This window comes from Flavobacterium davisii (assembly GCF_042182265.1).
In the GTDB taxonomy this organism is placed as follows: Bacteria; Bacteroidota; Bacteroidia; order Flavobacteriales; family Flavobacteriaceae; genus Flavobacterium; species Flavobacterium davisii.
Genome location: NZ_CP097869.1, coordinates 1,216,619 through 1,235,815, shown reverse-complemented (window position 1 = coordinate 1,235,815; position 19,197 = coordinate 1,216,619). Strand labels below are relative to the sequence as shown.

Annotated in this window: 16 protein-coding genes and 1 pseudogene; 8 read left to right on the top strand and 9 right to left on the bottom strand. The window is 31.4% G+C overall.

The genetic code is table 11. From position 1 onward, the window contains the following. Positions 1–80: 80 nt before the first annotated feature. The 4 genes and pseudogenes from NAB20_RS05110 to NAB20_RS05095 all read left to right on the top strand — a co-directional run bounded on the left by NAB20_RS05110 (position 81) and on the right by NAB20_RS05095 (position 2,672). Positions 81–329 (top strand): outer membrane beta-barrel protein, encoded by a 249-nt coding sequence (locus NAB20_RS05110; protein WP_127823501.1) that lies wholly within the window; start codon positions 81–83, stop codon positions 327–329. Positions 330–349: 20 nt separating this feature from the next. Then, positions 350–1,201, top strand: a complete 852-nt coding sequence (locus tag NAB20_RS05105; protein WP_375605632.1) for a GNAT family N-acetyltransferase — start codon at positions 350–352, stop codon at positions 1,199–1,201. Positions 1,202–1,231: 30 nt separating this feature from the next. Continuing rightward, positions 1,232–2,025, top strand: a pseudogene (locus NAB20_RS05100) (thioesterase II family protein). 17 nt (positions 2,026–2,042) lie between these two features. Then, entirely contained in the window at positions 2,043–2,672 is a 630-nt protein-coding gene (locus NAB20_RS05095; RefSeq protein WP_235878641.1) for a 4'-phosphopantetheinyl transferase superfamily protein, read from the top strand. A gap of 1,207 nt (positions 2,673–3,879) precedes the next feature. On the opposite strand, the gene NAB20_RS05090 is transcribed toward NAB20_RS05095, so the two are convergent. The 9 genes from NAB20_RS05090 to NAB20_RS05050 all read right to left on the bottom strand — a co-directional run bounded on the left by NAB20_RS05090 (position 3,880) and on the right by NAB20_RS05050 (position 13,670). Continuing rightward, positions 3,880–4,956: a DUF2931 family protein gene (locus NAB20_RS05090; protein ID WP_375605631.1), complete on the bottom strand. Its 1,077-nt coding sequence runs from the start codon at positions 4,954–4,956 to the stop codon at positions 3,880–3,882. Positions 4,957–5,024: 68 nt separating this feature from the next. After that, positions 5,025–6,074 carry a DUF2931 family protein gene (locus NAB20_RS05085; protein WP_375605630.1) on the bottom strand — a complete coding sequence of 350 codons (1,050 nt, stop codon included), beginning with the start codon at positions 6,072–6,074 and terminating at the stop codon, positions 5,025–5,027. A gap of 68 nt (positions 6,075–6,142) precedes the next feature. Then, positions 6,143–7,219 (bottom strand): DUF2931 family protein, encoded by a 1,077-nt coding sequence (locus tag NAB20_RS05080; protein WP_375605629.1) that lies wholly within the window; start codon positions 7,217–7,219, stop codon positions 6,143–6,145. After that, on the bottom strand, positions 7,209–9,548 hold the full coding sequence (locus tag NAB20_RS05075; RefSeq protein ID WP_375605628.1) for a T6SS phospholipase effector Tle1-like catalytic domain-containing protein: 2,340 nt from the start codon (positions 9,546–9,548) through the stop codon (positions 7,209–7,211). Before NAB20_RS05075 ends, NAB20_RS05080 begins: the two co-directional genes overlap by 11 nt. Positions 9,549–9,559: 11 nt before the next feature. Continuing rightward, the gene (locus NAB20_RS05070) at positions 9,560–10,042 is read right to left on the bottom strand and encodes a DUF4280 domain-containing protein (RefSeq protein WP_088391459.1); all 483 of its coding nucleotides are present in this window, start codon (positions 10,040–10,042) and stop codon (positions 9,560–9,562) included. Positions 10,043–10,052: 10 nt separating this feature from the next. Further along, the gene (locus NAB20_RS05065) at positions 10,053–11,081 is read right to left on the bottom strand and encodes a hypothetical protein (protein WP_375605627.1); all 1,029 of its coding nucleotides are present in this window, start codon (positions 11,079–11,081) and stop codon (positions 10,053–10,055) included. Positions 11,082–11,085: 4 nt separating this feature from the next. Then, positions 11,086–12,090, bottom strand: coding sequence for a TssN family type VI secretion system protein (locus tag NAB20_RS05060; RefSeq protein WP_164849116.1), 1,005 nt, complete (start codon positions 12,088–12,090; stop codon positions 11,086–11,088). Between the two features lie 3 nt (positions 12,091–12,093). Next, positions 12,094–13,026, bottom strand: a complete 933-nt coding sequence (locus tag NAB20_RS05055; RefSeq protein WP_105196010.1) for a hypothetical protein — start codon at positions 13,024–13,026, stop codon at positions 12,094–12,096. 5 nt (positions 13,027–13,031) lie between these two features. After that, positions 13,032–13,670 carry a C40 family peptidase gene (locus tag NAB20_RS05050; RefSeq protein ID WP_375605626.1) on the bottom strand — a complete coding sequence of 213 codons (639 nt, stop codon included), beginning with the start codon at positions 13,668–13,670 and terminating at the stop codon, positions 13,032–13,034. 88 nt (positions 13,671–13,758) lie between these two features. On the opposite strand from NAB20_RS05050, the gene NAB20_RS05045 reads away from it, so the two are divergent. Genes NAB20_RS05045 through NAB20_RS05030 form a run of 4 tightly spaced genes read left to right on the top strand, consistent with a single transcriptional unit; the run spans position 13,759 to position 19,169 of the window. Beyond that, positions 13,759–14,829: a PKD domain-containing protein gene (locus NAB20_RS05045; protein ID WP_105196009.1), complete on the top strand. Its 1,071-nt coding sequence runs from the start codon at positions 13,759–13,761 to the stop codon at positions 14,827–14,829. Between the two features lie 32 nt (positions 14,830–14,861). Then, entirely contained in the window at positions 14,862–17,330 is a 2,469-nt protein-coding gene (locus NAB20_RS05040; protein WP_105196008.1) for an AAA family ATPase, read from the top strand. A 13-nt stretch (positions 17,331–17,343) separates the two neighbouring features. Continuing rightward, on the top strand, positions 17,344–17,793 hold the full coding sequence (locus tag NAB20_RS05035) for a hypothetical protein (protein WP_088391473.1): 450 nt from the start codon (positions 17,344–17,346) through the stop codon (positions 17,791–17,793). Between the two features lie 11 nt (positions 17,794–17,804). After that, complete coding sequence (locus NAB20_RS05030; protein WP_127823487.1) at positions 17,805–19,169, top strand: DUF5458 family protein; 1,365 nt, start codon at positions 17,805–17,807, stop codon at positions 19,167–19,169. Positions 19,170–19,197 lie beyond the last annotated feature (28 nt).

Genomic DNA, 19,197 nt, shown 5'->3' with positions numbered 1-19,197 from the left:
CACTACGGGTTAAAGTAGAAGTTATAGCATTTTACAATAGCCCAAAGAATGATGGTTTTCTACAAATAAAATCTTGCTGAATGCTTTCTTCCGCTGTTAAAAAAGCATTTTTTGACGGAAAGTTAGATTGCAGTGCCGGTGTAAACGACTTATTTTATTCAAATCGACGCAGGACAAAAGTTGATTTTGAAAATCAAAATTGGAACTATAATGCTAAGGATGATACCCGCCGTTTAGTTGTAAGTATTAACTATAACTTTGGAAAAATTAAAGTTACTGAAAGAAAAACAACTGGCAACGAAGAAGAAAAAAAACGACTCAACAAGTAATAAAGTAAAAAAGACGAATTATGATAAAGAGATATATAAACTTAGATAGCGAACAAGAAAGTAGTGTAAAAAGCTTAATAAAGGAGTGTGAAGAGTATGACAATTCAGTTATTCCTGTTCAATTTGATCATAGTTTGAACTATTTTTCAGAAATGAATTCCTGGTTCCTCTACTTTGAGGAAGAAGAACTGATAGGTATGATATCTATATTCAATCCGCTATCAGAAATTGCCGAAATATCAGGTTGTGTTAAACCTAATAAAAGGAATAAAGGGAAATTCAATGAATTAATTGTTTCCTCCTATAATGAATTGAGCGTCTATAATATAAAATCGGTTTTGTTTGTTGTTGATAATGATTCAAAAGCGGGTATGGGAATTGCTGAAAAGTTGAATTTAAAATGCGATCATATTGAGTACCTGATGAAATATGAACAATTTAAAGAAAAATACAACTCATCAATTCAGTTTCGTGATGCTAATTTCAATGATGTAGATGATTTTATAAGGATCAATTCAGAACTTTTTCATGAAACTCATGAAGAATCAGAAAAAATGATAATGTCTTGCTTGCAATCAAATGAGAGAAAACAGTATATGGCAGAGATTGATAATACAATTATCGGGATTTGTACATTGTTTTATTCCGATAATAAGGTGATTATATATGGATTGGGTATCAGTGAAGTTTATCAGGGGAAAGGGCATGGGCATGATCTTATCAATTCAGTTTTTAATCTGCTGAAGAATAAGAATTATGAATTGGAATTAGAAGTGGATAGCTTGAATGAGAAGGCATATAACTTATACAAAAAAGTAGGTTTTAAAGAAACTAGAGTCGTAAATTATTATGAAAAAAAATGTATAGGATGATAGGGATGATAAAATATCACCAAACGAATAATGAATTCATTTATTACCGAAAAAAGATTGAACATGAATAAGGAACAACTGCCACAATTATTTTTAATGCACTATGCAGGAGGAAGCTCCTATTTTTTAAATTTTCTAAAGAAAAAATTGGAATATTTTTTTGACATAATTAGTCTTGAATTACCTGGAAGAGGCGACAGAATGGAAGAAGAATTAATTAAAAACCGAGATGAAGCTGTAGAGGACCAATTGAGGCAATTTAATAAATTCCGAAGACTAAATACCCCAGTTGCAATTTATGGGCATAGTATGGGTGCTCTTTTGGGATTTGAATTAGTAAAAAAATTGAGAAACAAAATAGTGAGGTTTCTTGTTTGATTGTTACGGGTTGTACTGGTCCTGGGATTTTTGAAGGAGAATTTCGCTATAATTTGCCCAAAGATAAATTTATTATGGCTCTGAAAGAATTGGGAGGAATTCCTGACGAAGTTTATGAGTCGGAAGAATTGTTTGACTTCTTTGAGCCAATTTTGAGGGCAGATTTTGAGATAGTTGAACAGGAATACGAAAGCATTTCAGAAGGAAAAATTAATTGCCCTATTTTTTGTGTAATGGGATCAGAAGAAAAAAATGCATCTAATATCTCTAATTGGAAAAACTATACCCATTCCAATTTTGAGCATCAGCAATTCTGCGGGAATCATTTTTTTATTAATCAGCATTCAGAAAAATTGACAGACTTTATAGAAAAAGCATATCATGCATCTTTGGATTTAGAATTAAATGGAGTAAGAAGAGGAAATGAGTGCATCATTAGATTTTAATTTTTAAAAAATATGTTTTGACTCATATTTATTATGCTTACATATCTGAAGAATATCATGAAAATTTCTTAAAAAATGAGTTGGTAAAATTCCCAACAGTTTTTCAAGAAAAAATTAAGGAATACAGAAAATGGCAAGATGCTCAATTATCACTTTCTGGTAGAGTATTATTGCTTCAAGGGATTCAAGAGGTTTATAATTTGGATTATTCAGATAAAGAGGTTTGTTATACAAAATTCAATAAGCCTTATTTTCTTAACGATTCCATTCACTTCAATATTTCACATTCAGGTGATATAGTGATTTGTGCTATCGCTAAAGAGAATGAAGTAGGTATTGATATTGAAAAGATATCCAATATCGAAATAGTAGATTTTGAAAAACAATTTACTACAAATGAATGGGCGAAGATTATAAATTCTAATGCACGAGAAGAAACTTTTTTTGAATTTTGGGCACAAAAAGAAGCAGTTATAAAAGCACACGGTTATGGTTTAACGATTCCTTTACAATCCTTTGAGATTTTAGATAATAAAACAATAATAAATGAGGAAATATATCACTTAAAAGAGCTGAAAATAGACGAGGAATACAAGTGCTTTATTTCTACAAAACAGTTTAGCAACACTTCAATTATTAAAAAGTAAACAATATAAAATGAAAAAAATAATTAAACTTTTTTTACTATTAAATCTATTTATTATACCTCTGTTTTCACAAAATAGTGCGGTAAAACTGGAAAAAACTACAACTTTTTTTCCAGAACAAGAAGAAATTATACCATTTAGACTTAAAATATACTGGATTAAAAAAGGAAGTTCTCGATACGTTTTTTTTTATTTTAAAAAGAACTCGAACAGACGGTTGAGTCTATAATTGAAATGATCATTAGTTTGAGCGCGAAGCCAATGTCATTAAGTTAAGGAAATTTAATTCAAAAATCACTTTGTTATATTGATGATTTTAAAAAGATTATGTGATTTCTCCTTATGTCGAAATGACAAGATTATGAAAATTTTCTTGAATAAATCACCCTTCTGTTTGTCACTCCGACGCAAGGAGGAGTCGCTTAATCTAATTCAATTTTTGAGCCTGCTGTGTTGTTTACTTTATGTGATTTCTCCTTATGTCGAAATGACAAGATTATAAAAATTTTCTTGAATAAATCACCCTTCTGTTTGTCACTCCGACGCAAGGAGGAGTCGCTTAATCTAATTCATTTTTTGAGCGTGCTGTGTTGTTTACTTTATGTGATCCCTCCTTCCGTCGGGATGAAACGAGAGGCTTAACTTAATGACATTGAGTGCGAAGCGCATCGAGAACGAACACTCATTTTTGTTGTTTTTGTAGAGGTACTATTTTTAAACCCAGATTACGCATTAGACCCGAGCGTAGCGAATAGACGAAGTAATATCATTTAAGGTTCAAATTTACTGTAATAATATCGTGTAATATCTCTTGATTCGTATATTCTGTAGTGAGTTTTGGTTTAGGTAATTTTAAAACTAAAATGGTATTATTTTTTTTGCTCCATAATTAAAAATCGAACCAAAAAATAATATAAAATCATTAGGAGGGCTAACTCCAGAAGAAGTTGTGCTTTTATTAGGTAGTAGTTGTGTACAATGGGCAATAATGCGATAAGCGAAAGAAATTTACCATTACGCGTTAAAATAAACTTATTAAGCTTTTTCGTATACCAAAATGAAAAATCGCACAACAAAAGGATTGCAAAAATCATTGCACATGAAACACCATTAATACCCCTAAAAAGCGTACTTTTTTATTGAATTGGGGTTTAACTTGTTATCCTATCTTTTTTACATCACAAAACTCCCAACATTTGGTTATTTCTTATCCGCCCCAAACACCTACTACTTTGTATTTTGTAAGGGGTATTTCTTCTGTTGCACATTTTACCAGAATTTTCATATCGTCGTACATAAAGGTTGGCTTTATTACGACCTCTAGGGGCTTTTCGGGATATTTTGCCTTTAATTTTCCAAACACTTGCAACATCTCTCGATCATTAAAAACGATTTCCGTAAAATATTTTTTAAAATAAAGATTTGCATTATATGGAATAGAAGATTTTTCATATTGTGCTGCTTCTTGGGGATTATAAGCAATAAAATTAGACTCTCCATTATAATTAATTATATAATAACCTGTAAGATAATCTTTTTCATCATAAGATTTAAGTACAAAACGGTACTTGTATTTTTCTCTGTACTGATCCCACAAACCATACGGTATGCCTTTTTGTTTTATTTCCGTTTTGATACTATCGGGAACGGTTACTTTATACAAAGTATCAAAAAATTCTTGTTGACTTTCTGTTTTATCTACAAAACCTAAAAAATCATTTTTATCTACAAAGACTTCTTTTGCTTGCAAACGACAAATTTCAGTACGATGATGATTACCTGATAACCAAACCACGATACAACCGCCTGGAGCTGCTCCTACCGTTAGAACATCATACGTACTAGGTTCCATTTTATAATGTTCTTGACCATCTATAATTTCTTTTTGATTGCTTTCTATTAAAAAACCTTTTTTAAATTCTGCCAAAATTTTATCAGCAGGTAGGGCTGCTTCTACCGTATAAAACTTTTTTTCGGCATAAGCCACATAGGTAAGGTTTAAATAATACGGGATAGCGTTTCCCCCCATACCGCCTTGTTTTCCTTTATAAGTCCAACCACCTCCATTGGTTCCTGATCGGGGTATTCCGCAAATGAGTTTTTTGTTTTGGTCTAACAAATACCCTATATGCACTTCCGTAGGATATTCTGTAGGTGAAGTAACCCCTACTCCGTAAGAAAAATTCTCTTGTGTCATTTTATCGTGTTTTTCATTTGTGTGTTTGCATCCTGCTAATACTAGGACAAACAAAAGGATAAAGAGTTTTTTTAGTTTAGTATACATTTCTTTTACCGTTTAACTTGTTATCATATCTTTTTTACATCACAAAACTCCAAACATTTGGTTATTTCTTATCCGCCCCAAACACCTACTACTTTGTATTTTGTAAGGGGTATTTCTTCTGTTGCACATTTTACCAGAATTTTCATATCGTCGTACATAAAGGTTGGTTTTATTACGACCTCTAGGGGCTTTTCGGGATATTTTGCCTTTAATTTCCCAAACACTTGCAACATCTCTCGATCATTAAAAACGATTTCGGTGCTGTATTTGGTAAATATAAAATTGCATGTATAAGGAATCCCTTTTATCATATACTCTTGTTTATCTAATATTTTTTGTAATACCTCATCTGCTTCTGCATTGTAATACAAATAATAATTATGGGTAAATTTATCTTTTTCATCATAAGATTTAAGTACAAAACGGTACTTGTATTTTTCTCTGTACTGATCCCACAAACCATACGGGATGCCTTTTTGTTTTATTTCCGTTTTGATACTATCGGGAACGGTTACTTTATACAAAGTATCAAAAAATTCTTGTTGACTTTCTGTTTTATCTACAAAACCTAAAAAATCATTTTTATCTACAAAGACTTCTTTTGCTTGCAAACGACAAATTTCGACACGATTATTACTTCCTGATAACCAAACCACGATACAACCGCCTGGAGCCGCTCCTACCGTTAGAACATCATACGTTTGATGAACAATAGCTCCCTTATGCGTCATACGATCATAGCCTTTTTTAAATTCTGCCAAAATTTTATCAGCAGGTAGGGCTGCTTCTACCGTATAAAACTTTTTTTCGGCATAAGCCACATAGGTAAGGTTTAAATAATACGGGATAGAACTTCCCCCCATACCGCCTTGTTTTCCTTCTCCTTCCCAACCTCCTTCATTGGTTCCTGATCGAGGCATTCCGCAAATGAGTTTTTTGTTTTGATCTAACAGACAACCTATGTGCACTTCCGTAGGATATTCTGTAGGTGAAGTAACCCCTACTCCGTAAGAAAAATTCTCTTGTGTCATTTTATCGTGGTTCTTATTTGTGTGTTTGCATCCTGCTAATACTAGGACAAACAAAAGGATAAAGAGTTTTTTTAGTTTAGTATACATTTCTTTTACCGTTTAACTTGTTATCATATCTTTTTTACATCACAAAACTCCCAACATTTGGTTATTTCTTATCCGCCCCAAACACCTACTACTTTGTATTTTGTAAGGGGTATTTCTTCTGTTGCACATTTTACCAGAATTTTCATATCGTCGTACATAAAGGTTGGCTTTATTACGACCTCTAGGGGCTTTTCGGGATATTTTGCCTTTAATTTCCCAAACACTTGCAACATCTCTCGATCATTAAAAATGATTTCCGTAAAATATTTTTTAAAATAAAGATTTGCATTATATGGAATAGAAGATTTTTCATATTGTGCTACTTCTTGGGGATTATAAGCAATAAAATTAGACTCTCCATTATAATTAATTATATAATAACCTGTAAGATAATCTTTTTCATCATAAGATTTAAGTACAAAACGGTACTTGTATTTTTCTCTGTACTGATCCCACAAACCATACGGGATGCCTTTTTGTTTTATTTCCGTTTTGATACTATCGGGAACGGTTACTTTATACAAAGTATCAAAAAATTCTTGTTGACTTTCTGTTTTATCTACAAAACCTAAAAAATCATTTTTATCTACAACGGTTTCTTTTGCTTGCAAACGACAAATTTCAGTACGATGATGATTACCTGATAACCAAACCACGATACAACCGCCTGGAGCTGCTCCTACCGTTAGGACATCATACGTACTAGGTTCCATTTTATAATGTTCTTGACCATCTATAATTTCTTTTTGATTGCTTTCTATTAAAAAACCTTTTTTAAATTCTGCCAAAATTTTATCAGCAGGTAGGGCTGCTTCTACCGTATAAAACTTTTTTTCGGCATAAGCCACATAGGTAAGGTTTAAATAATACGGGATAGCGTTTCCCCCCATACCGCCTTTTGATCCATCTCCATGCCATCCTCCTTGTTCCATACCAGATCGAGGCATTCCGCAAATAAGTTTTTTGTTTTGATCTAACAGACAACCTATGTGTACTTCCGTAGGATATTCTTCAGGCGAACATACTGTTACTGCGTAAGAAAAATTCTCTTGTGTCATTTTATCATGTTTTTCATTTGTGTGTTTGCATCCTGCTAATACTAGGACAAACAAAAGGATAAAGAGTTTTTTTAGTTTAGTATACATTTCTTTTTCTTTTACCATTTACTATATTTGGGTAATCTTTTTCTACCAAAAGATCTATGCCTGCACTACCATAAGTAGCGTTCCAGTGCAAATAGTGGTTGCGTAGGAATTTAATATCTTTGTTTATTTCTTCTTCCTTTTGTTTTTCGCGCTCTTTATTCGCACTTGCCTTAGGAGCATCTGTTTCATATATTGTAGCGGATTCTTTGTATTCTATAAAGCCAAAAGGCATCCCGCCATTAAACGTATAGTCTTCTAGCTTTTTTTTGATCCGTTCTAAAAAAGCTATATTTCCAACTATATGATTTCCTAAAGTATGTTCTTTCGGATTATTATAGGTGTTTTCATAAAATCTTTTAAAAATTAATAACTTGTCTAGTTGAATCGGAACCTTTTTTATACCACAAATTTTTGCCATAATATGCAGAGGGATATAGCTGTACTGATTGCTAAGCCACTTTCTGTTGCCCTCTAAATAGCATCTATCTCCATTCATATTTGAGTCCCCTCCATTTTGAAATTTCACAAACAGTTGATCTTCTTTAAACCAACCTTGTCTGATGAGTTCCTCTCTTACTTTTTCCAAAGAAGGAAGATCCCTTTCTACCGCAATTCTTTTAGGATTATCGGGTCTACCTTCTTCATAAGCCCCCCCCACATCGCAATGTACTCCTGGGTAGATGAGCTCTATTCCTCCTTTTTTACCACTTTCAGGATGGGTTTTAGTAACGGATGAAATATCTGTCAAACTAAAGTTGGCACGATGCTCATCTGCTGCTACCATGTGTACAACATAATTGGCTTTGTTTACATTGTCCAATCCTAAATCTTTTATATCATTATCCTGAAATAGCCCATGATGTGGAACAGTGTCATAAATTCCTACAAAACGAACCTTAACTTGTGTTTGTGCATCTAAAATCCCGTTTTCTTGAAGTAACTGACCTAGGAGCCCAAAATGGGGCATGGTTTTATATTCATAAGAAAGAGGTAATTTATTGTTTTGTAGGTCTAATACCAATGTATCTCGCTTTTTTCTATGGTAAACAGTCGGATTGTAGGGAGGGTGCGTTACTACATGTACAAAATGCCGTGCGGCAGCAGCACCACGGCTAAAACCAAATACATCAAAGGTTATTGTACCAATATATTCCCTTTCTTTGGATATATTTACTTTTAATTCTTTTACAACGTCTAGAATGGCTTTTTTTACATTATCCATAATACCTGAACTGCCCATACCAAAAGCAGGGCCTTCTATAAAGTCGTTGTCTTTATAATCCTCTGGCAGCAAGGTTTGCCCTTGGTTTTTAGGTGCTGTATTGGTACCTATACCGCCTATATAAACTCTAAATCTTTTTTCTTCTAATTTAGAAATATAATTCTTATACAATATAGCGGGATTGGAGAGGTCGTTTTCGTAGCTACTTTGCATTCCATTAGGATCGCCGTGGTCTTGATAAATATCTACAGCTTGAGATTGGCTTACTCCTAAACCACTGGTATTGACTACTTTTTTTCCTTCTGCATACTGTCTTAGTTCTGTATCATACATATTGTTTAGAGTACCATCTAAAAAAACACCAAAAGTAAAATGAACTGCTTTTTTCCTTTGCTTCTCTTTGCTTTCAACTTGTCCTACTTTGGCTGGATTATTCCCCATATAGGGTTGTACCATTTGTCTTAGTTCATTTTTAACCTTTAGTTGTATTTTATCCTTTATTTGGTTTAACTTGTTATAATAGCGTATTTGTGCATAAAACAAATGTACCTTATCATTTATATAGTCACTATTATTGAGTTTTTTTTGATAGAGGCTCATATTGACAAGCTCTAAGTAAGCGTAACCGTTCTTTGTAACGCCTTTCGTATAGTATTTTCCCATATTCCGAGAGCTATCACCATGACCGTCTAGGTATTCATCTTCAAAAATTGTTACTTCCAGAAGGTCTCCTTCTGGAATATTTTCAGTTTTTATGACTAAAGAAACTTTATCTAAGTAAGCTATTTCTCGTTCTACTATTTTTTCACCATTTACATCTCTCCAATAAAAATCGACTATTTTAGGCATTCCTGCTAAGGGGTGTATTTCGGTGGTTACATCCTCTATTTTATGGGTTTCAGGATTTCTTACTTTGGCAATTAGCTTAAAGGTATTTCCTGCTGTATTAATTCCGAATTTAAGAATCCCTGTCCCATTTTCGGTAATCAATTTAGTTTGATGGTATACTTGCCAAAGAATTACAAACATTAGTCCTCCATCGTTATCAAGTACTGTATAGGTGTAGTTTTTGTTAGTATATGGTCGTATATCGCCTATTATTTTCATTTGTTTATTTTCTATAGTGTTACATAGGTATCGTCCTCTTGTTCAGGATCAGTATCTTCATCTAAAAAATCGACAAAAGGACATAGTTCTACTATTACTTCGGGTTTTACATTTTTTATATTTTGTTGAGATACTTCAGCAGTTTGTCCGTGGTTTGTAATGGTTATACAGTCTTTTCCTCCTATAGGGCAAGTCGCTTTATTGTCTTCTAACAAAGCATGTCCTTTATTAATATCTAATGTTATTTTTTTGTAATAACCACTCCATTCTGTTACTACAGCTTGACAAGGATTATTATTCATCTTTGAGCAAGAGCCAAAGGTGTTTTTTTCAAAAGTTTTACCAATGTCTTTATGGGTTGCCATAAGTTTTTGAGTCCCTTTATGATCGTTAATATAATGTTTATTTTGGGTCAATACTTTTAATTTATCGGGTGCTGTTCCAAAATTACATTGGCATGTAGCTCCTTGGCAAACAAGATGTTTTTCGCTCATAAAAATGGGTTTAATATTGTTCGTAACATTCAAAATTAATTTGACGGATGGTATTATGGTGTTTTAAATCAACTTTTCCGCAAATAGAAAAAATGCTATTATCTTGAGCATTTAGTGTATAAACAAATTCTAGATTTCCTTTTTCTTCTGTAAATTCTGTACTATGAATGGTATTATCTTTTTGCATTTCAGTAGCTATACTGTGTCCTTTTGCATAAATTCTAAATTTATTGGTTTCGGAAATGGTTTCTTCTATTTGAAGTGTTATTTCATACAAAACTTTTGGTTTTTTGGGCCAAATGGGGAGAGATAGATTAAAGGTGTATGTTTTTTGATCATTAAAGGTTTCGTATAGTGAAAAAAAATACAGAACAAAAAACCAACTATCAAGAATACCGCGCTGTGTTTGTCCTCGATATTGTAATCGATCGTTTATTTTTTTAAATAAATTTTCGATCACTTTTCCTTTGTAATAATTTTCTAATAGTATTTTTTTAGCTTTCCATCTTTTTTGTATATCCGAAAAATTAGCTATTACTTTAAGTTTAGCATTATCATACAGTTCGAGTTCTAAAGGGTAAAAAATACGACCTATTTCATCTACTATTTGTTCTAACATCAGTTCTGGTCTTCGGTAATTAATATAAACAGGATGTCTGTCAATAATGATAGTATCGAGTGCTGTTTTCTGAAGCTTTATTTGATAATGAATTGTACTTATTTCTTCATCATTTGTTGTGATACGCTGTATGATTCCATATTTTTTGTTAAACATCGGGGGTACATACAGCGTGTTGATTTTGTTATAAAAAGGTTTGCTCTTTTGTTTTTGAGCATAAAAATCAATAGGAACTCCTGAAATAGGGATATAAATATTGACTACATGGGGTTGTATTTCGGATTCTATTAGATCTTCTAATGGACAATATAGATTGTGAAACCATCTAAGTGCTTCAGGTACTAAATTAAGCTTATTAGCTAATTGTGTTAGTTGTATACTGTTAGGTTTTATCTTATAAATCTGAAATTTTTGATTCATTTTATTAGCTTATAGTTTCCAATTGATCGGCTTCTTTTTTGTCTTTTCCACCAATTCTTTTATCATCTTGATCTCTATCGTACTGATAGGCCACATCATGGGTTTCGTCCTTTTTTTCATCGGCATCTAGTATAATTTCATCTGTTCTCATACATACTATAACGGCGTTTTCTGTAATGGCATTCATATAAAGAGTTCGCGTAGGATCTATATATCTAGCGGATTCATACCATTTCGTTTGAAAAAAGAAGACCCAGCTGTATAATCCTTTTTTGTCTTGAATAGCAATAGGTTCTTGTTCATGTTTTGTATTATAATCTAGAACAAAGTTGTAAAACAAACGACCAAAATCAAGTCTAGTAGGTCCTTTAGCTCTGTATTGTTTATATTTTTCATCACCGTTATCTCTTTTAATCAAAAAGGTAATAACAACTAAGTCTTTCATTTCAGAATCACTTACCCCTGCTATTTCTATATAGTTAACAGGAAATTGCCAAGTTCTATAAACTTTGGCAGGTATAATCATACCAAGATTAAAAGTATCATAAATTAGTTGGGGAATAAAAAATAAAATAAAATGGGTAGCCATTAGATATAATAAATCAGGACCATTTAAGAATGTATGGGTTATAGCAAAGCTAAAAAATGAATATGTAACGGTTATAAGGGTAAAGAAATACACAAACCAAACTTCACTTTTTTCAAATCTATTAAAATAATTTTTATATAAATATACTTGTAGTATGCCTAGAAATAATGAAGATACTTGATAAAAAATAAAGCAATTCATAGCATTATTACTCAATAGGTTGTTAAATCCTAAAAAGGGAATGATAACATAAATTAGAGCAACCGATAACTCATAAATTATAAATTTGGTTTTATATTTTTCTTTAAAACCAGGTGTCTTTTGAATAAAAATCATGGTTAGTATTGTACAAACAGCTATTGCAATAATAATTGCTGACAATAATTTTAGTTCGATAAGATTGATAAAATATTTTCTCATTTGTTAAATAATTGTGTTGTATCCAAGAATTGTGTTTTGGTTTGTAAATTCAAAATTTTGTTGGTCCTTAGGGATTAATATATTTGTTTGAAGATCTGTTTCCATAGGAAAGAAATATTCATAATAGAGGTCTAAAAATTTCTTTATTTTACCTTCTAATATGTAGTCTAGGAAAGAAGAATTTTTAAGAGGGCCTATTTGTACTTCTAGGTGTAGAGAATAATCATCGTATTCTATCCCTGATATAAAATCTATACCTAATTGCGCCTCTCCCAATGATATAGCTAATTTTTTATCTGAATATTGCTGGGATCCTTTATTAATTATAGAAACTTTTTCATCAAGGAAGAAAGATAATAATTTGGTAGCTAAATTTATATTACCAACTATTTGATAAGTATAGGGTAAAAAATGTATTAACTTAGAAGCTAGATGCTCTGGTATTTCTTTATCAATACCCCAAAATTCATAAAATAAGTCGGAAACGGAAGGATTATTTAACTCGGAAAGAAAGAGTGATTCAAAATTTTCAAGTGAAACACCGTGTGCAAAAAACTCATTTTCAAATGGTTGAAAAAAAGTTCGAGCCCTTTTTTGTTCTTTTTTTTGCGTTTGATATTCACTAATCATTTTACTAACCCCTTTATCAGGGTATTCGTTTTTAGACTGATGAAATATACCTTCTGGAAGTAAGTCATAAAGACCATCGCGTGATAGGGTAAAATTTAAATACTCTGTTTTATCTAAATTAAAATCTTTAATATCAACTTCTAATATATCACGTCTATAAGTTCTAGAAAACTGACTTTCTTTTTGAACGATGAATTGATTATCTGAAATGATGTTATTATTTAATAGATCATTTACTATTACTTCGGCTCGTATATCTGATTTAATGCTTTTAACTAAATCCAAGATTTCACTTAAATGATTCATACCGCTTATTTTTTTGATTTAATTAATCTTCCTGCAGAAACGAATCGTAACTGAAAATATTTATCGTTAAAATTATAAATATCAAGTCCATCAGCTGTACAAGCTATGATTCTATCATTTTTTAGATAAATACCTACATCTGAAATAGGGTGATCTTTATCATATCTAAAAAATATTAAATCTCCTTCTTGTAAATAGGTTCTCCCTGTAAAAAGCTGTATGAGTTTAGACCTAAACATACCTGCCGGATCTTTAGGCAGTACTTCATCATAAACCTCGCTATAAAGAGTTTGTGCAAAAAAAGAACAATCAGCCCCTTTTTTAAAATCTAAAACTCCTTTTTGGTAGGGAGTCCCCACCCATTTATCTACATGCGAATACAATTCATAATTTTTTATTTCTTTAGGCATTACGCCTAAAATTATAGAATATTTTTCTTTTAGTTTTAAATCTTCATCTTTTAGATGATCTTCATTATCATCTACAATTACTTCATTTGTTAGCTTACTTAATTCACTTTTTTTTTGTTTTATAACTTCTTGAAATGAATATTGATAAGGGATGTATTTTAAATACTGCTTTGACGAGCAGGAGCACAAAAGGCAGGCAATCAGTATCTTTTTGATATTTGTAATTATTTTCATCAGATCTTTTTCACAAAAATAAAAATTTTTAAATAAAAAAACTATATTTGTAACAGGTTGTTCAAACAAATATTTATTCCCAATTAGAGTGAAACGATTTTTTAACAAATTTAATTATTTAACCAAAATAGATATAAGAATCTTTTTAGGTTTTGCATTTTTAATTCTTTTAGGTTTTGGAATATTTTTATTTAAATATTCTCGACATATAGATTGTAATAATGGTAATTTTTTAATTACAGCTGATGAGTTTAAACCTGATGAGGTAGTAGAGTTTTTTGACAATACGAAAGGAGCTTCAAGCTGGGAATGGAATTTTGGAGATAGTACAGCGGTTGATAACCGACAAAGAACATTTCACAAATACAAAAAAGAAGGTGATTATGTCGTTAAACTAATCGTAAATGGTAGTTGTTATTACGAAAGACTAGTCAGAATAACAAACGTTGGACAACAAACAGGCTATTTACCCTTAATAAAAGCTCCAAACGTAGCTTTCTTAGGGGAAGTTGTTCGTTTTAGTGCCCAAAAAAACGGGGGAGAATCTTGGGAATGGAGTTTTGGGGAAACTACATCTTTAGATGCTGTGGGACAAAATGTATCCTACAAATTTAAAACAACAGGAGAAAAGAAAATAACCTTAATCGTTAATGGAGACTTAGAACATATTGCCACTAAAATAATTTATGTTGCACCTAAAGTTATTGTTGCCAAACAAAAAATAGATATGGAAACGTATGAATACGAAAAGCCCCATTCTACTTTTTCTCTTCCGAGAGGGCTGGCTAAAAAAGATCCTCTAGAAGATATGTTAGGCTATATTCCTGTTTCTCCAAAGCATGATAGTCATAAAGAATTAGCAGAAAAAGTAAAGACAACCGAAATTTCAAATGAACAATTTCAACTATTACTAAAACAAGTAGCTGCACAAGTAAAAACAAAAGATGATTTTAAAGAGTATTTGTGTGGAAATTTTGAAATTCCAGTTGTTGTAAATGATGATAATGTAATGTCTTTTTCAGAATTGTGTAAATCTATTTCAGGGAAACAAATTAAAATAACATTCCTACAACTAAACAGAAATGAAAGCAATAACTGTATTCAAAATATCAATATTAAATATAAAACCAAAAAATGGATGATTTGGGTAAAAGAGTAAAATAATTTATTTTTTAAATAGACAAACTAAGAATGAATCAAGAAATTACATATAATACAGAAGTCAATAAAGCAATAGATATTGCACAAAAAATAGGGCGAGACAATTTAAATTCTTACTTCAATGGAGCGCATCTACTAAAAGCTATTCTGAATAGAGATTTATCATTACTAAAAAAATTAGAATCATTAGGAATGGATGTCTATTATATTGAAGAATGGGCCGAAGTTAAAATTGAAGAATCTCCAAAATCCACCCATCAATATTATTGCGAACCAGACGAAATTATAGATGAAATTTTTGCAGAAGCAGACTCTATACGAGAAGAATTACAAGAAGAAGAAATAACATTACTACATGTAATGGCTGCTATTTCTACGCCTGGTGTTGCATTTAGTTTTGAAAAAATGAAATCATTTCCTATAACAAGAAATGATTTACTTAAAGATGATGTTAAAAACACGTCAAAAGCCCCTTCTACTTTCAATAAAAATGGCTTTTTGCAAAAATATTGTATTGACAAAAATCAAGAAGTTCGATTAAAAAACAAAAAAGAATTATTAATAGGTAGAGATTTAGAAATTAATAATATTACCGAAATACTTTGTAGATACAGCAAACAAAATGTAATTCTACTAGGCGATTCTGGTATCGGGAAAACCACCTTAATAGAAGGTTTTGTACAAAAAGTATTATTAAATCAAGTGCCTGATTTACTATCTAAAATAGAAATTTTTGAACTCGATATGGGAGCCTTAGTTGCAGGTGCATCATATAAAGGTGAAATAGAAGACAGAATAAAAAATATTGCACAAGAGCTTAAATACATTCCAAAATCTATTTTGATAATAGAAGAGTTTCACTCTCTTTTTGGAGGAAATGGTTCTGATGCAAACATAGTAAACTTGTTAAAAAGTGAATTATCAAAAGGACTCACGATCCTAGCAACCTCAACAATAGAAGAATACACTAAAAAAATTGAAAAAGAACAAGCCCTATCAGGTATGTTTGAACTCATCAAATTAGAGGAAAAAGAGGATGAAACACACTTTAGAATGTTAAAACAAACATTACAAGATTATCAAAAACACCACGGAATTACAATAGATGATGCTACTATAAAAGAAGCCATTCGTTTTTCAAAACGATATATGAAAGAAAAAAGTCTGCCTGCTTCCGCAATTGACTTGATAGATCATACCATGTCCGTAATTAAAACTACAGGGGATACTTTTATAAATGAAAGAGAGCATTTACTTAACCAAATTGAAAATATTGAGAATAATATTGGTGAAATAGATGAAGCTGAATTAATGTTAAAATCAGAATGGTTTTTAAACGATCTATTAAGCAAAACAAGCTTTCTTTACACCACCTCAAGTCATGACATTTCGATTCAGGATTTACACTTCGAAGGAATTTCTGAAATCCTAAATTTTTGTCGAAAATATATCGAAACACTAGAAAAAATAGCGACTGAAAAAAGAACACATATTACAGAACTTGATCTCGCTTTAATTATTTCACAAAAAACAAATATTCCAATAGGAAAATTAAAAGATGAAGAAAAACAAAAACTAAATGACATGGAAAAAATTCTTGCCAAAAGAGTAGTTGGACAAGATCATGCCATTAGTATTGTTTCAGAAGCCATATTAGAATCTCGTTCAGGACTAAGTAAAGCAGGACAACCCATTGGTTCGTTCTTTTTCTTAGGTCCAACAGGAACAGGAAAAACAGAATTAGCTAAATCATTAGCAGAATTCCTTTTTCAAGACGAAAATGCTATTATTCGGTTTGATATGTCCGAATTTAAAGAAGAACATTCTGCTGCTTTATTGTATGGTGCCCCTCCAGGTTATGTAGGATATGAAGAAGGCGGATTGTTAGTCAACAAAATTAGGCAAAAGCCATATTCTATTGTCTTGTTTGATGAAATAGAAAAAGCCCATAGTTCTGTCTTTGATGTCTTCCTTCAATTAATGGACGAAGGAAAACTACATGATAGATTAGGGAAAGAAGGCGATTTTTCTAATGCTATTATATTATTTACGTCCAATATTGGATCCGATTTTATTATTGAATCTTTTCAAAAAGATGAAATACCTACTCATGCAAAATTACTTGAAATCATGAGCAGGTACTTTAGACCCGAATTTTTAGGTCGATTAACAGAATCTATTCCTTTTAGACCTATTAGTAAAGAAAACGCATTAAAAATATTTGAAATTCATTTAAAAAAGGAACTAATAGATTTAGCAAAAAATATCCATATTAATTTAATCGTAAGTCAAGAAGTGAAAGAATTTTTGGCAGAACAAGGATATGATGCAAAATACGGAGCTCGTCCATTAAAAGGAATTATAAGAGGCAAACTAAGAAGACCTTTAGCTAAAAAAATAGTTGCAATGGAATATAATGAAGGCGACACCGTAAAAATTTCTTTAAAAAATGGAGCATTGTTGTGGGAAAAAATCAAATTAAATATAGAGTTAAACTAATAAATTAAGTGTTATGTTATCAAATCATGGAATTGGTGGTAATGAAGTACCATTAGACGCAAACGAAGCAATAAGCGAAATCCCTCAAAACAGAACGATTATTGCACAAAAATTAACAGCAGAAAGTCCTGTAAAGCCAGAACTAGTAGAAGGATTAACAACTATTGAAAAGGTTTTTGATCATTTTAAACCTGAAATAAAAGTTGATTTTGAAAACTTAGATGGCTCTACCAAAATGGAAAATTTAAATTTTAAAAATCTTGGCGATTTTGGAGTAAAAGGAATTACACAACAAAGTAATTTCTTAACTGGTTTAGAAACAGAAAAAGACCAGTATCAAAAAATTATCAAACAACTCAAGAGCAACAAAATTTTAAAAGGAGCATTAGAAGACCCTGAGGCAAAAAAATCATTATTAGATTCATTACAATCACTGATTAAAGAACTAGAAGAAAACAAATAAACAAACTACTAATGGCACAAAATAAAGAAAGTCAACACGTTGACAGTACAGTTTTAGAACAAAAGAAGGGACAAGCTAATTTAGAAAGTAGCTTAGAAAAGTTAGCAAAATTTGGTGGTTTTGATCTATTAGAAACAACCATTGAAGGAGCACAAAATTTAAATCCTGACAGAAAAGCAAGAAGAAAGATTTTTCTTACTGAAAAGGATAAAGAAAAAGAAAGAGAATCTTTAAAGAAAACACTAAAACTTTGGTCTGATGTCCTTTCAGAAGCAACCAGTATAACGGATATCGTTTCTAATTGCGAAGACAAAAGAAAAGAAGCTGAAAATTTGTTAAAGAAAAATTTATCAAGAGCAGTAGAAGTTACCAAAGAATTAGAAACCAACTACCGTACAATAGCTCTGTTTTATAAAAACACAGAAACGGATAAGGTAAAAAATGTTACCGTTATTAATTCTGATTTAGAACAATTAAAAGATTTAGATAATACTCGATTCATTGATACAATTCATGCAGAATTAGTAAATAACTATGATCGCCTAGATTTAAAAAACAATTACGGTATCTTAGTAATTCCAGGTTATTTAGGTTCTAATAAAGTAGTAGAAAAATGGGCTAAAATTGCACATGAAAATAAAGTTATGCTGGTTACAGATTTTGAACACTTAGACGAACCAGATGATGTTATGGAAATGTTTGATCAGGCCTATTTAACAGGAGGAGAAGTTTACCGTTCAAATGTTTTAATGACTTGTAATTGGCTTGTTGGTAGAGGTCGATTTGAAGAAATTCAAGAAACAGAAGATTTATACGTTGCCCCTTCAGCAGCCCTAGCAGGAAAAGTGTACAAAACATTAATGTCACAAGTAACAGCAGGTAAAAAATACGGGGGAATTAATGAAGTAGATGGCGTAAAATTTGACTTGAAAAAAAGTGAAATTGCAAATCTAGAAAGCCTTGGATTAATTCCTATGGTAAATGAGTACGGAAAAGTAATGGCATTTTCTGCCAAAACACTTTTTAATGGCGATAATTTAGGTTTACAAACCTATTCTGTTGTTAGAGTTTTTGATTACGTAACAAAAGTATTAATGGATTTCTTAAATAGAAGAGCCTTTGAAAACTTTACAGCCGTAACTCGCAAAGAAATTATGGGACAAATTGTTCGTTTCTTAGATTCAATCAGTGGTCCAGGAAAACTAATTGAAAACTTTGAAGTAAAAAGATTTGAACAAGATCCTATACAAAAAGATAGAATTCATTTAGACATTCACATGAAGCCTTATTTCCCTGCAAAAAACTTCCTTATAAAAATGGATGGACATAAAGGAGATGATGGAAACGAATGGGATACTGAATATGAACAAAAATAAGAATTAATAAGCCTGTCTCAAAAGTCAA